Consider the following 13,096-nt stretch of genomic DNA (forward strand, 5'->3'; position numbering starts at 1 on the left):
TTGCATCAGTGATGTGCGAATTTGCATGTATGGATATTCATTGGGATGATTACCGGGCCGTACTCGCCGTGGTCCGCAGGCGTACCCTGTCCGCCGCGGCACAAGAGCTTGGCGTCAACTACACAACTGTTGCCCGCCGTATAGCCCGCGCCGAAGCTGCGACAGGCGAAGTGCTGTTCGAAAGGCTGACCGACGGGTATCGACCGACAGAAGCAGCGCACCTAGTCGCTGCGTATGCTGCCCGGATGGAAAGCGCAGAACACGCAATGCTGCGCGGTTTGTCAGGGCGGGATGCCCGGTTGGAAGGGCAGCTGACCTTAACCGCGCCGCAACTGTTAATTGCCCATGTGCTGGCCCCGGCGCTGGGCGAGTTTGCTCAAAGGCACCCTGCTGTGTCTTTGCAGGTGCGCGCGGCAAACGAGATTCTGGACCTTAATCGACGCGAAGCCGACATTGCGATCCGGATCAGCCGCAACCCCGGCGATACGTTGAAAGGTCTGCGCCTGACGCAACAGCACAGCGCTTGTTTTGCCACGTCGGAATGGGCCGCGCGAATGCAGCAAGATCCGAACGCGCCCGTGGATTGGTTGCTTTATGAAAAGCAGCCGAACCTGCCGGACGGCGTCGACAAAATCTATCCGAACTCGCGGATACATATGCGCTTTGATGACATGGTCGCGATGGCGGGTGCCGCACAATCAGGGTTGGGCGTTGTTCGTATGCCGGTGTTTCTGGGCCGCTCACTTCGGGGCTTGGTGCAGGTTCCGGTTCTTTCACCGCAACCCTACGCAGATATCTGGATCGTGGCGCACTCGGATGTTTGGCCTTCGGCAAGACTGGTCGCGTTCCGCGATATCATGGTGCCCTTTTTCAAACAAAAACGCCCGCTGTTTACGGCGTAATCAAATCGGCAAGGGCCGACCTTCGGCGATTGCTTCCATCGCGAAATACGACGTGACGCTGTCCAGCTCGACCTTTTCGATCAGCCGTTGATACACCTTGTCGTAAGACGCCATATCCTGTGTGACGACTTTCAGCTGATAATCGTAGTCACCGCCGATACGATGAAAATCCACGACCTCGGGGATCGTCAGAACGTGGCTGCGAAAGGCCTGTAGCCACTCGGCCGAATGATGCCGCGTGCGCAGCATGACAAAGACCACAAGGCTCAGCCCCAATTTCTCGCGTGCGATGCGGGCGGTTGAGCCGATCAGGACGCCATCTTCGTTCAAAGCCTTCAGACGCCGCCAGCAGGCGTTCTGCGAAAGCCCCACACGATCCGCTAACTCCCGTTGCGACAGGGTGGCGTCCTTCTGCAGTTCTTTCAAAAGGCGCGTGTCAATCTGATCTAATTTTTGTGCCATGTTTGATCATATGACACAAAGTTTTTAAAATCTACGCAATAATAGGTGAAGTTTTCACGCGATTAATAAATCACATTAGTTGGACAGTTAGGAGCCAACGCAATGTCCCTGTCCAAGTTTCGTGCGGAACTCTGTTCCACCGCTCACAATTCAAACCTGCGCGATGGGCTGATCGGAGAGAATGTTCTGATCCCGGGTCTGCATGGAGACGTGCCGCTTGTCTATGCGGATTACGTCGCTTCGGGTCGCGCCTTGCGGCAGGTCGAAGATTTTGTGGCGCAACGTGTGTTGCCGTTTTATGCGAACAGCCACACCGAGGCCTCTTACTGCGGATCCTACATGACACATCTGCGCCGCGAGGCGCGGGCGGAAATAGCCCGCATTGTTGGTGCCCAGGAAGAGGATGCGGTGATCTTCACCGGGTCTGGCGCTACTGCGGGGCTCAACCGGTTGGTCAGCCTGCTCGGGGTGGCAGAGGCCGACCAACCGGTTGTCTTGATTGGTCCGTACGAGCATCACTCGAACATCCTGCCGTGGCGGGAAAGCAAGGCACTTGTGGTTGAAATCCCCGAGGCCGAAGGCGGCGGGGTTGACCTGAGGGCGCTGGAAACCGCGCTGTTGACCCATGCAGGCGCAGATCTTCTGATCGGTTCCTTTTCGGCGGCGTCCAATGTAACCGGAATTGTCACGGACCCTGATCCGGTGACTCGGTTGCTCAAGGCGCACGGTGCCGTGGCGATTTGGGATTACGCCGGGGGCGGGCCTTACCTGCCGATGGATATGGGGCCGGTGGACGCGCGCAAGGATGCGATTGTCGTTTCCCCGCACAAGTTCCCGGGCGGTCCGGGGGCGTCGGGTGTTCTGATCGTAAACCGGGCTGCGGCCAAACGGAACTGCCCCAGCTGGCCGGGCGGCGGCACCGTCAGTTTCGTGTCACCGTGGCGGCATGACTACAGCGCGGACCTGTCTGCGCGGGAAGAGGCGGGAACGCCCAACGTGATTGGCGACATCCGCGCGGCGCTGGCCTTTATCGTCAAAGATGTCGTCGGCACGGAAGAAATTGCAAGGCGCGAGGCGCAGTACAACCAGATGGCGCTGGACGGGTGGAAGGATAATCCGAACCTGACCTTGCTTGGGGTCAATCACCCGCATCGCCTGCCGATCTTCTCTTTCCTCGTGCGCGACAACGCGGGACAGCCTGTGCATCAGCAGCTGTTTACCCGGATGCTCAGCGACGTCTACGGCATTCAGGCACGTGGCGGCTGTGCCTGCGCAGGGCCTTATGCCCACCGCCTTCTGGGGATTGATCGCCCCGCATCCGAGGCGCTGCACGCGGCCTTGTCTGCGGGCGAAGAGATGAAGAAACCCGGCTGGGTACGCCTGAATTTCTCGTACCTGATGAGCGAGGAAACAGTTCAATTCATCATCGACAGTGTCAATGACCTGTCCCGCCGTACCGAGGAATTCGTGCCATATTACAACGCCGACCCGGCGACTGCGCGCTTCAAGGCCGCATGATGGAATTGCCGCTTTTCTCAATCCGTTGAGACAGGTATGAGGGGCCCAATCAACGGAGCCTCTCATGACCAAGATCACCCCGCAACCCGGCATTATGGACATCGCGCTGTATCAGGGCGGTCAGTCGCATGTGGCGGGAGTAGAGCATGTGATCAAGCTGAGCTCAAACGAGAACCCGTTCGGCCCCAGCCCCAAGGCGATTGAGGCGGTGCGCGACAGCGCAGCCACTTTGCATCGGTACCCCAACACCGACCACGCCAGTTTGCGCGCGGCCATCGGCGCGCGTCACGGGCTGGACCCTGCGCAGATCATCTGCGGTGTCGGCAGCGACGAGGTGCTGCAATTCATCGCTCAGGCCTATGCGGGGCCGGGGGATGAGGTGGTCTATACCGAGCACGGGTTCTCCATGTACCCGATCATCGCCCGCATGGCAGGTGCCGCACCGGTCATGGTGGCCGAGCGCGACCGCAAAGTCGATGTGGATGCCATTCTGGCCGCCGTAACCAGCCAGACGCGGATCGTGTTTGTCACCAACCCCGGTAACCCGACCTCGACCATGATTTCGAACGACGAACTGGACCGTCTGGCGCAGGGTCTGCCTGATACCTGCCTGATGGTCTTGGACGGCGCCTATGCCGAATTCGTCGACGATTTCGATGGTGGCGCGTCTTTGGTGGATGCGTATGAGAACGTAATCATGACCCGCACATTCTCGAAAGTGTACGGGCTGGGCGGGATGCGGGTCGGCTGGGGGTATGCGCACCAATCGATTATCGATGTTCTGAACCGGGTGCGTCAGCCCTTCAACCTGTCTTTGACAGCCCTGGCCGCAGCCGAAGCAGCGATCAGCGACGTCGATTTCCTGACGTTCTGCCAATCTGAAAATGCGCGCCTGCGAGTGTGGCTGGCCGAGGCGCTGGACAAGATTGGCGTACCCTCGGACCCGTCCTGTACCAATTTCATCCTCGCGCGTTTTGCCGATAGGGCCGAGGCCGAGGCCTGTGATGACTATCTGAAAACGCAGGGTTTGATTGTCCGCCGGGTTGCAGGCTACAACCTGCCGAATGCCCTGCGGATCACCGTGGGCGATGAGGAAGCCTGCCGCCGCGTCGTTGCGGTGATTACAGCATTCAAAGAGGGCGCAGCATGAGCCAGATTTACGACCGGGTTGCGCTGATCGGGCTGGGCCTGATTGCCTCCTCCATGTTCTGGGCGATCAAGCGTGGGGGCTTGGCCGGGGAAGTGACCGGCTATGCCCGGTCCGAGGCGACACGTGACACCGCGCGCAGAATCGGGCTGTGCGACCGCGTCTGTGACACGGCGCGCGAAGCGGTCGAAGGTGCTGATCTTGTCGTTCTTTGCGTGCCTGTGGGGGCAATGGGGGCCGTCGCAGAAGACATCGCACCCGTGCTCAAGCCCGGCGCGACCCTGTCGGATGTGGGGTCAGTCAAGCGGCATGTCATTCACGCAGTTCAGCCGCATATCCCCGAAGGTGTGCATTTCATTCCCGCGCATCCTTTGGCAGGGACGGAACATTCCGGTCCGGAATCGGGATTTGCCAAATTGTTCGACAATCGCTGGTGCCTGCTGGTGCCCGTCGAAGGGACCGACCCGGATGCAATCGCCCGCCTTCGGGCGTTGTGGGAAGGTATGGGCTCCCATGTCGATGAGATGGACGCCGATCATCACGATCTGGTTCTGGCCGTCACGTCCCATGCGCCGCACCTGATCGCCTACACGATGGTTGGCGTGGCCGACGATCTGCGCCGGGTGACCGATAGCGAAGTGATCAAATACTCGGCCGCGGGTTTCCGGGACTTCACTCGCATCGCCGCATCCGACCCGACCATGTGGCGCGATGTGTTCCTGTCCAACAAAGACGCGACGCTGGAAATCCTGGGCCGGTTCACGGAAGAGCTGTTTGCGCTGCAACGTGCCATCCGGACCGGGGACGGGGAACATTTGTTTGACTACTTCACCCATACCCGTGCTATTCGTCGCGGCATCATCGACGCGGGGCAGGACACCGACGCACCGGATTTCGGGCGGGGAAAGGCAGGTTCATGAGGTTATACCGGGGGCAATTTCTGATCGGGATCATGGCGTTGTGCGCCGTGGCCACACAGGCAACTCCTCTGGAACGATCTCTGGTTCCTCCCGCACGTCCGATTCTGGACCAGCACAACGTTCAGGTTGTGTCTGCCATTGCCCCGGTTTCAGTGGCGGCTATAACTGATCTGCGCCCTATCTCACGCCCGGTTTCACCGCAGGTCACTGCCGCCTTGGCGCGACCATCGGAATTGCCACTGCTGGGGCCCGACACGTCGCTGATGCCTTACTTGAGACCTGAATCGCTTGAACAGCAGGTGCTTTTCAAGAAGCGCAAGCTGCGTAAAGGGTCAGTTTGCGGAGATATCGCCATTCAGGGCAAGCCCGTCGGCAGGGTCGGCAGCGACAACTCGGCCTGTGGCGTAAAAGATGCGGTGCAAATCACCTCTGTTTCCGGTGTGGCACTCAGCCGCCCGGCGACGATGGATTGCGGCACCGCAGTTGCGCTGAACAAATGGGTCGACAAAACGGTCAAACCCACCTTCAAACGCCGCGGCCCGGTGGTCGAATTGCAGGTGGCAGCCCATTATGCATGCCGAACTCGCAACAACCGCAAGGGCGCGCGGATTTCCGAGCACGGCAAAGGACGCGCCATCGATATTTCGGCCTTTAAGCTGGCCGATGGTGAAGTCGTGACCGTCCTGGAAGGGTGGCGCAAGAACCCGTCACAGAAGCAATTGCAGAAGATCTGGCGCGGTGCGTGTGGCCCGTTCGGCACGGTATTGGGGCCGAACTCGGACGGCTACCATCGCGATCATTTCCATCTGGATACGGCACGCTACCGCAGCGGAGCGTATTGCCGTTAACGCAGGATCAGCCGCGGGGCAGGGCCCAGCGGCACCGGCCCCAGGGCTACAAAACCATCCCGGAAGTTCAGCTGAAGGTCCAGCGCGTTGGGGTTGCCGCCCAACCCTGCCAGAAAATTCAGTGCACGGGTGACAGGATCAACCGCCTGATCGGGCAGGGCACCTGCCGCGTTTGCCATGTCGATCATATCGCGCCAGTTCTCGGCCTTGACGGCGATCTCACCGCTCGGAACACCCTGTGAGTCTACATCCAGCTTACCAGCCGCAAACAGGCGTAACCCACCCCATTTGATCTCGGCCAGTCGCAGGTCGATGGCCACGGGCTGCGGTCTGCTGTGTTCCAGCGCCGACCTGTCCCAGACTTTGCTGAACGTGGTGACCATGTCCAGTTCCAGCGTTTCGAAGGACTGCGGCAGCGACGCGGCCGAATTCATCAGGGCCCGCAACCGGTCACCGGGTGCGAACCCATCCGCGCGGGCGGTAATGGCATAAGCTTCGGGTTGGGATGTTTGCGCCATGATCAGGCTTAGGGTGTCACCAGCGGCCAGTGCTGTGGAGTTTTCGGTCACCGACCAAGCCCCTGCCGTCAGCGCCAGTTTCTCAAGCACAAGCGAAACGCCGGGTTGCAACTGTAGTTCGGCAATCAAATCATCTGCGACAATCGTTGACGTCTGATCGTAGTAGGACAGACGTTGGGGCGTCTCGGCAAACCGTAGCACCTGCCGGCCGGGCCAGATCGCTGGGCTTTCGAATTCGATCCAGTCCGCGCTCCAGGCTGTGCCATTCACCGGGTCGGCAAGGGCAGGGTTGTTCAGTCGGGTCACGTGATGGGTCGGATACCCTGCCGTTGCCACGTCCGAGAAATCAGCCAGCCAGCCGCGCGCCTGTTGTTGATCAAACCAGCCAGTGATTGCCGCGCGCAGACCATATCCGGCGACAAACCAATAGGCGCTCCAAAGGATGCCGATAAAAATGATCACTCGTATGACACGGCGCATGAGCTTTGGCCCTTTTTCCTGCCTCGGAATTGATGTTTATAGGCCCAAACGGGCAAGGACCAGTGCAATGACGATGTGGGTTTTCGGTTATGGATCGCTGCTGTGGAATCCGGGCTTTCCGGTCGCGCGCAGCGAACGCGCGACACTGCATGGCTATGCCCGGTCCTTCTGCATGAGCTCGATCCACCACCGGGGAACCGAGGAAGAACCGGGGCTGGTGCTGGCGCTGGACGAACAGGCAAACGCGACCTGCACCGGTCTGGCCCTTGCGGTTGAAACCGGTCACGAAGACCGCACCCTGCACGAACTGCGCGAGCGCGAGCTGATCTCGTCGGCCTATGTCGAACGTATGCTGGATGTGCATCTGGAAAATGGCGACATTGTCAACGCCGTGACCTATGTGATCGATGCCGACCATGTGCAGTATTGCGGCGGGATGCCGTTGGAGGATCAGGCCCGGATCATCGCCCATGCGGTTGGCGGGCGCGGCCCGAATGACGAATACCTGTACAATACCGCCGAACATCTGGCCGAGATCGGCCTGCGCGACGCCGATCTTGAGTGGTTGGCGCAACGGGTGCGCAGTATTACCGCATAAACTCTTGGCGTCACCAGTGGAATTTCGCTAGTTTCGACGCAGAGCAGGCAAATACCGGGAACCACGCGCATGGCGCAGGCACATCAGGGCGCGAGACCCCATTTCTCGCATCCAACACGGCAGATTCTGTTGATGTTGATGGCGATCGGCCTGTCCGGGCTGGGTGTGTTTCTGGCGCTGCCCTATGTGTTACCGGTTTTCTTCGCCAACCCGTACCTGAACGGCTTCATCCTGATGGTTTTTCTGATCGGCGTTCTTGCCTGTTTCTATCAGGTGACGCAACTGATCGGATCCGTACGCTGGATCGAGGCCTTTGTTGGCGGTGTAGTGCGCGAAGACGCCCGCACGCCGCAATTGCTTGCACCTTTGGCCTCGTTGCTGCGCGAACGGGGCGCGCGGTCGCAGATCAGCTCCACTTCAACCCGCTCGATTCTGGATTCCGTAGCCGAACGGGTCGAGGAAGAGCGGGAGATCACTCGCTATATCACCAATGTGCTGATCTATCTGGGTCTTTTGGGCACATTCTTCGGTTTGGCGACAACCGTACCTGCCATCGTCGATACGATCCGCAGCCTTAATCCGCAAGAGGGCGAAGAAGGGCTGGCCGTGTTCAACCGCCTGATGACCGGGCTCGAAGCGCAGTTGCAGGGAATGGGCGTTGCGTTCGGATCGTCTCTGCTGGGTCTGGCCGGGTCGCTGATCGTCGGTCTGCTCGAAGTTTTCGCAGGGCACGGGCAGAACCGCTTCTATCGCGAGCTTGAAGAATGGCTGTCTTCGATCACCCGTGTAGGTTTCGCGGGTGGAGAAGAAGGCGGTGCCGAAATTGCCGTGCTCACGCCGGTGCTGGACGCTATGTCCGAACAGATGGATGCGTTGCAGGATCTGTTTTCAGCGCAGGAAAGCGAGCGCGCCGAGGTTTCCGCCAAGTTGGGTTTGCTGGTCGATGTGATCGGTGAGATGAACAACCGTCAGGCCAATACCGAAGGCGTCACCTCGGCTTTGGAACGCGTGGCCCTAGGTCAGGAAGCCTTGCTGGATCACATGCGCGATCACGGTGCGGGTGAAGGTATCGACGCCGAAAGCCGGATGCGCCTGCGCTCGATGGATGTGCAGCTGCTGCGTATCCTCGAAGAGATATCGGCGGGCCGTCAGGAAAGCATGAACGAGTTCCGCAAGGATATTGAACTGCTGGTCAAGGCGCTGACCCTGCCGCGCGGTGCGGTACGCACCTCGCCGGAAGGAGAATAGCCCATGGCGCTGTCCCGCCGCACCGGTCAACGGTTCCAGGGCTCGGTCTGGCCCGGTTTCGTCGATGCGATGACGGGGCTGTTGATGGTGCTGACCTTTGTGCTGACCATCTTCATGGTGATCCAGTTTGTGCTGCGCGAAACCATCTCGGGTCAGGAAGACGAACTGACCACATTGGCCGACGAAATCGCAGCTCTGGCGGGCGCGCTGGGGCTGGAAGAACGCGAAAACAGCCGGTTGCAGGCGCGGCTTGGGGCGTTGAACACCACCCTGTCGCGGGCTGAAGACGATCTCGCGCAAGCCCAGTCACTGATCGCGTCACTGACCACCGAGCGCGACCGTCAGGCTGCCGCATTGGATCAGGCACAGACCCGGATCACCAACTTCGAAGCGCAAGTTGCCGCCCTGCTGGCCGAACAGGAACGGGCACTGGGCGATATTGCAGCGCTTGAAACGCAGCGCGCGCAACTGTTGACCGAGCAAGAGGCGCTGAACCTGGCGCTTGCCCAAAGCCGCGAGGAAATCGACGCGCAGACCGAAGCCGCCCGTTTGGCCGCTGCCCGTCGTGAAGCACTGGAAGCGCTGGTGGCGGATCTGGAGCAAGGCAGCGCCGACCGAGACGCCCAGATCACCTCCCTTGAACAGCAGCTCAGCGATGAAGAGGCCGCCCGTCTGGCCGAAGCCGCCGCCGCCGAGGCATTGCGTAACCGTCTTCAGGATGCCGATGCCGAACTGACGGCAATGACACTCGCACTCGAAGCGCAACGCAAAGAGGCTGAAGACACACTCACCCTGTTGGCCGCAGCACAGGCGGCGCGTGCCGCGTTGGAGCGTCAGTTAGGTGACGTGAATCCCGATGAACTGCGGGCCCAGCTTGAAGCCGCTTTGCAGGCGCAGACGCAAGCGCAGGCGGATGCTGATGCGCAACGCTCTCTGGCCGAGCAGCGGCAGGCCTTGTTGGACCTCGCCAATGCGACGCTTTCGGAAGAAAAAGAAATCTCTGTCGAAGCGCAGCGAGAAGCCGCACTGCTGAACCAGCAGATCGCCGCCTTGCGCGGGCAATTGGGCTCTTTGCAGGCTTTGCTTGATGATTTCGAAGAACGCAACGCCGCCGCCGAGGTGCAGATTCAGACGTTAGGGCAGGACCTGAACGCCGCACTGGCCCGTGCCGCATCCGAAGAACGCAGGCGCCGTCTGCTGGAAGAAGCGGAACGCCTGCGTCTTGAGGCCGAGGCCAAGGCTCTGGCCGGGCAGAACCAGGAACTGGCGGCACAGGCCGAGGACCTGCAACGCTATCGCTCGGAATTCTTCGGTCGCCTGCGGGACGTTCTTGGTGGTCAGGAGGGGGTGCGCATCGAAGGTGACCGGTTTGTATTCTCGTCCGAGGTTCTGTTCCCGACCGGGTCCGCCGTACTGTCCGCAGAAGGGCAGCAGGAAGTCGCCAAGGTGGCCAGCATCCTACGCAGTGTCGCCGCTGAAATCCCGACCGGTCTGAATTGGGTGATCCGGGTCGACGGCCATACCGACAACGTTCCTCTGGCCGGGTCGGGCCGGTATCGCGACAACTGGGAGCTCAGCCAGGGTCGCGCGCTGTCGGTTGTGCGCTATATGGTTGACGCGCTGGGCATTCCGCCCAACCGCCTTGCAGCCAACGGGTTTGGAGAATTCCAGCCCGTAAACCCCGCTGACACGCCCGAGGCACACGCGCAAAACCGCCGGATCGAGTTGAAGCTGACCGAAAGGTAAGGTCACTGGCCCTTAGCAGCCACGAAAACAAACAGCCGATCCGCAACCGGTTATTGGCGATACCGACCCCAGCGACCCGAACCGTTGGAAAATCAAGGCGGTGCATGTCCGCCAGACGTTTCACACGCAGCCTAACCGAGATAGCCAACGCGCCCCCGGTTGAGCAGATAAGTCCTTGCCTGTGCTGGGCGAAACAAAAAAAAACCCGCCTTGGTAGGCGGGTTTTCTGTTAAATGCGGCGGGCGATCAGTCCGCCGTCAGAAGCGGAGGCTTGTCACCCGAAATGCGCGGTTGATCCGGGCCAAGGATCTCAAGATCCAGATCACCTTTCTTGACCGAGACACGGACCACACCGCCTTTTGCCAGCTTGCCAAACAACAATTCTTCGGCCAGCGGTTTCTTGATGTATTCCTGAATGACGCGACCCAGCGGGCGCGCACCCATCTTGTCGTCATACCCTTTATCCGCCAGCCATTCGGCGGCTTTGGGTGTCAGATCAATGGTCACACCACGATCCAGCAACTGCGCTTCCAGTTGCAGGACGAATTTCTCGACCACCTGCAAAATGACCTCTTTCGGCAGCGGCGCGAACGAGATCACGGCATCCAGACGGTTGCGGAATTCCGGCGTGAACATGCGTTCAATCGCGGCGGTGTCTTCGCCCTCGCGACGGTCACGACCGAACCCGATCGCGGCCTTGGCCTGCTCTTGCGCCCCCGCGTTCGAGGTCATGATCAGCACCACGTTGCGGAAGTTCACTGTACGGCCGTTATGGTCGGTCAGTTCCCCATGGTCCATCACCTGCAACAGGATGTTGAACACGTCCGGGTGCGCCTTTTCAATCTCGTCCAGCAGCAACACACAATGTGGATGCTGGTCGACACCGTCGGTCAGCAGGCCGCCCTGATCGAACCCGACATAGCCCGGAGGCGCGCCGATCAGACGGCTGACCGCGTGTTTCTCCATGTATTCCGACATGTCGAAACGCAGCAGTTCAACGCCCAGCGTGTCCGCCAGCTGTTTCGCCACCTCGGTCTTGCCCACGCCGGTCGGGCCGGCAAACAGATAGTTGCCGATGGGCTTTTCGGGTTCCCGCAGGCCGGCGCGGGCCAGTTTGATTGCGCTGGCCAGCGCCTCGATCGCCAGATTCTGACCAAACACCACCCGTTTCAGCGAGGCTTCGAGGTCTTTCAGCACCTCGGCATCGTCCTTGGTGACGTTCTTGGGCGGGATGCGGGCGATCTTGGCAACCACGGCCTCAATCTCTTTGACACCAATGGTTTTGCGCCGTTTGCTTTCCGCCACCAGATGCTGCGCCGCGCCAGCCTCGTCAATCACGTCGATGGCCTTGTCGGGCAGCTTGCGGTCGTTGATGTAACGTGCCGACAGCTCGACTGCGGTTCTAATCGCATCAGCGGTGTATTTGATGTCGTGATGTTTCTCAAAATAGGGCTTCAGACCGCGCAGGATCTTGACGCTGTCTTCAACCGAAGGCTCGTTCACATCGATCTTCTGGAACCGGCGCGACAGGGCGCGGTCCTTTTCAAAATGCTGGCGAAACTCTTTGTAGGTGGTCGAGCCCATGGTGCGCAGCTTGCCGCCCTGCAACGCAGGTTTCAGCAGGTTCGACGCATCCATTGCCCCGCCCGAGGTTGCACCAGCACCGATCACGGTGTGAATTTCGTCGATGAACAGCACCGCGTCGGGGTGCTCTTCCAGCTCGGTTACAACCGCTTTCAGGCGTTCCTCGAAATCGCCGCGATAACGGGTCCCGGCCAGCAGCGCACCCATGTCCAGCGAGTAGATGGTGGTGTTTGCCAAGACATCCGGCGCCTCTCCGGCGACGATCTTGTGCGCCAGACCTTCGGCGATGGCGGTTTTGCCCACGCCCGGATCGCCCACCAGCAGCGGGTTGTTCTTGCGGCGGCGGCACAGCACCTGGATACAGCGTTCCACCTCATCCGCGCGCCCGATCAGAGGATCGACATCACCCGCACGCGATTTCGCGTTCAGGTCAATGCAATATTTCCCAAGCGCACTTTCCTTTTGTTCCGTGTCGCCGGAACCTGTCTGAGCTTCTTCTTCCACCTGATCCGCACCGGATACCGACCGGCTTTCGCCATACGCGGGGTCTTTGGCCACGCCATGGGCGATGAAATTGACCGCGTCATACCGGGTCATGTCCTGTTCCTGCAGGAAATAGGCGGCATTGCTTTCGCGTTCAGCGAATATCGCGACCAGCACATTGGCACCGGTCACTTCGGTCCGGCCCGAGCTTTGCACATGAATCGCGGCGCGTTGAATGACGCGCTGGAACGCTGCCGTTGGTACGGCTTCGGACCCGTCAATATCCGTGACCAGATTCGATAGGTCCTCGTCGATGAACTCAACCAGAGTGCTGCGCAACTCGTCCAGATCAACGCTGCACGCTTTCATGACGCGTACCGCATCGGGTTCTTCCAGAAGCGCCAGCAGCAAATGCTCCAGCGTTGCAAATTCGTGTCGCCGTTCATTCGCAGCCGCAAGGGCCGCGTGGATGGCTTGTTCCAGTGTGCTCGAGAATGAAGGCACGCGGGTGCTCCTCTGTCTTGGGTCAGAAGGGGGCGGGCTTTCGGCCGGAACCCCATCCCAACCATGTCCTCATACTATTAGAGTTTGGTTGATCGTGGCCCGGCTTCAAGGGTTTTCTTTCACTTGACAGTCACATTT

11 protein-coding genes are annotated in these 13,096 nt (G+C 60.1%); 8 read left to right on the forward strand and 3 right to left on the reverse strand.

The features are described 5' to 3' along the window. The first annotated feature begins 29 nt into the window (after nt 1-29). Nucleotides 30-902: a LysR family transcriptional regulator gene (locus tag ACR0CE_RS05095; RefSeq protein WP_480831274.1), complete on the forward strand. Its 873-nt coding sequence runs from the start codon at nt 30-32 to the stop codon at nt 900-902. Here ACR0CE_RS05095 and ACR0CE_RS05100 read toward each other — a convergent pair whose 3' ends face one another. Then, on the reverse strand, nt 903-1,364 hold the full coding sequence (locus tag ACR0CE_RS05100; protein ID WP_209504817.1) for an Lrp/AsnC family transcriptional regulator: 462 nt from the start codon (nt 1,362-1,364) through the stop codon (nt 903-905). A gap of 102 nt (nt 1,365-1,466) precedes the next feature. On the opposite strand from ACR0CE_RS05100, the gene ACR0CE_RS05105 reads away from it, so the two are divergent. The 4 genes from ACR0CE_RS05105 to ACR0CE_RS05120 all read left to right on the forward strand — a co-directional run bounded on the left by ACR0CE_RS05105 (nt 1,467) and on the right by ACR0CE_RS05120 (nt 5,797). Further along, the gene (locus ACR0CE_RS05105) at nt 1,467-2,882 is read left to right on the forward strand and encodes an aminotransferase class V-fold PLP-dependent enzyme (protein WP_480831277.1); all 1,416 of its coding nucleotides are present in this window, start codon (nt 1,467-1,469) and stop codon (nt 2,880-2,882) included. A 64-nt stretch (nt 2,883-2,946) separates the two neighbouring features. After that, nucleotides 2,947-4,032 (forward strand): histidinol-phosphate transaminase, encoded by a 1,086-nt coding sequence (gene hisC, locus ACR0CE_RS05110; RefSeq protein ID WP_480831279.1) that lies wholly within the window; start codon nt 2,947-2,949, stop codon nt 4,030-4,032. Next, a complete protein-coding gene (locus ACR0CE_RS05115) occupies nt 4,029-4,949 on the forward strand; it encodes a prephenate/arogenate dehydrogenase family protein (RefSeq protein WP_480475416.1) in 921 nt (306 codons plus the stop codon). The genes hisC and ACR0CE_RS05115 overlap by 4 nt, the downstream gene beginning before the upstream one ends. Further along, a complete protein-coding gene (locus tag ACR0CE_RS05120; RefSeq protein ID WP_480519183.1) occupies nt 4,946-5,797 on the forward strand; it encodes an extensin-like domain-containing protein in 852 nt (283 codons plus the stop codon). The genes ACR0CE_RS05115 and ACR0CE_RS05120 overlap by 4 nt, the downstream gene beginning before the upstream one ends. On the opposite strand, the gene ACR0CE_RS05125 is transcribed toward ACR0CE_RS05120, so the two are convergent. Continuing rightward, complete coding sequence (locus tag ACR0CE_RS05125; protein ID WP_480831281.1) at nt 5,794-6,795, reverse strand: DUF2125 domain-containing protein; 1,002 nt, start codon at nt 6,793-6,795, stop codon at nt 5,794-5,796. The genes ACR0CE_RS05120 and ACR0CE_RS05125 overlap by 4 nt on opposite strands. 67 nt (nt 6,796-6,862) lie before the next feature. Here ACR0CE_RS05125 and ACR0CE_RS05130 point away from each other — a divergent pair, with 67 nt between their 5' ends. From ACR0CE_RS05130 to ACR0CE_RS05140, 3 genes are all read left to right on the forward strand, one after another. After that, on the forward strand, nt 6,863-7,393 hold the full coding sequence (locus ACR0CE_RS05130; protein WP_480487542.1) for a gamma-glutamylcyclotransferase: 531 nt from the start codon (nt 6,863-6,865) through the stop codon (nt 7,391-7,393). Between the two features lie 69 nt (nt 7,394-7,462). Then, entirely contained in the window at nt 7,463-8,641 is a 1,179-nt protein-coding gene (locus ACR0CE_RS05135) for a biopolymer transporter ExbB (protein WP_480505885.1), read from the forward strand. Between the two features lie 3 nt (nt 8,642-8,644). Continuing rightward, nucleotides 8,645-10,387, forward strand: coding sequence for a peptidoglycan -binding protein (locus tag ACR0CE_RS05140; protein ID WP_480831284.1), 1,743 nt, complete (start codon nt 8,645-8,647; stop codon nt 10,385-10,387). A gap of 246 nt (nt 10,388-10,633) precedes the next feature. Here ACR0CE_RS05140 and clpA read toward each other — a convergent pair whose 3' ends face one another. Then, a complete protein-coding gene (clpA, locus tag ACR0CE_RS05145; protein ID WP_480493588.1) occupies nt 10,634-12,958 on the reverse strand; it encodes an ATP-dependent Clp protease ATP-binding subunit ClpA in 2,325 nt (774 codons plus the stop codon). Nucleotides 12,959-13,096: the final 138 nt, after the last annotated feature.

Source organism: Ruegeria sp. L11, assembly GCF_056531755.1.

Bases quoted from the DNA above. Each gene is read 5' to 3' on its own strand.
- ACR0CE_RS05130 (WP_480487542.1), top strand. From the start codon at position 6,863: ATGACGATGTGGGTTTTCGGTTATGGATCGCTGCTGTGGAATCCGGGC.
- ACR0CE_RS05135 (WP_480505885.1), top strand. From the start codon at position 7,463: ATGGCGCAGGCACATCAGGGCGCGAGACCCCATTTCTCGCATCCAACA.
- ACR0CE_RS05125 (WP_480831281.1), bottom strand. From the start codon at position 6,795: ATGCGCCGTGTCATACGAGTGATCATTTTTATCGGCATCCTTTGGAGC.
- ACR0CE_RS05115 (WP_480475416.1), top strand. From the start codon at position 4,029: ATGAGCCAGATTTACGACCGGGTTGCGCTGATCGGGCTGGGCCTGATT.
- ACR0CE_RS05095 (WP_480831274.1), top strand. From the start codon at position 30: ATGGATATTCATTGGGATGATTACCGGGCCGTACTCGCCGTGGTCCGC.
- ACR0CE_RS05140 (WP_480831284.1), top strand. From the start codon at position 8,645: ATGGCGCTGTCCCGCCGCACCGGTCAACGGTTCCAGGGCTCGGTCTGG.
- ACR0CE_RS05100 (WP_209504817.1), bottom strand. From the start codon at position 1,364: ATGGCACAAAAATTAGATCAGATTGACACGCGCCTTTTGAAAGAACTG.
- ACR0CE_RS05120 (WP_480519183.1), top strand. From the start codon at position 4,946: ATGAGGTTATACCGGGGGCAATTTCTGATCGGGATCATGGCGTTGTGC.
- hisC (WP_480831279.1), top strand. From the start codon at position 2,947: ATGACCAAGATCACCCCGCAACCCGGCATTATGGACATCGCGCTGTAT.
- ACR0CE_RS05105 (WP_480831277.1), top strand. From the start codon at position 1,467: ATGTCCCTGTCCAAGTTTCGTGCGGAACTCTGTTCCACCGCTCACAAT.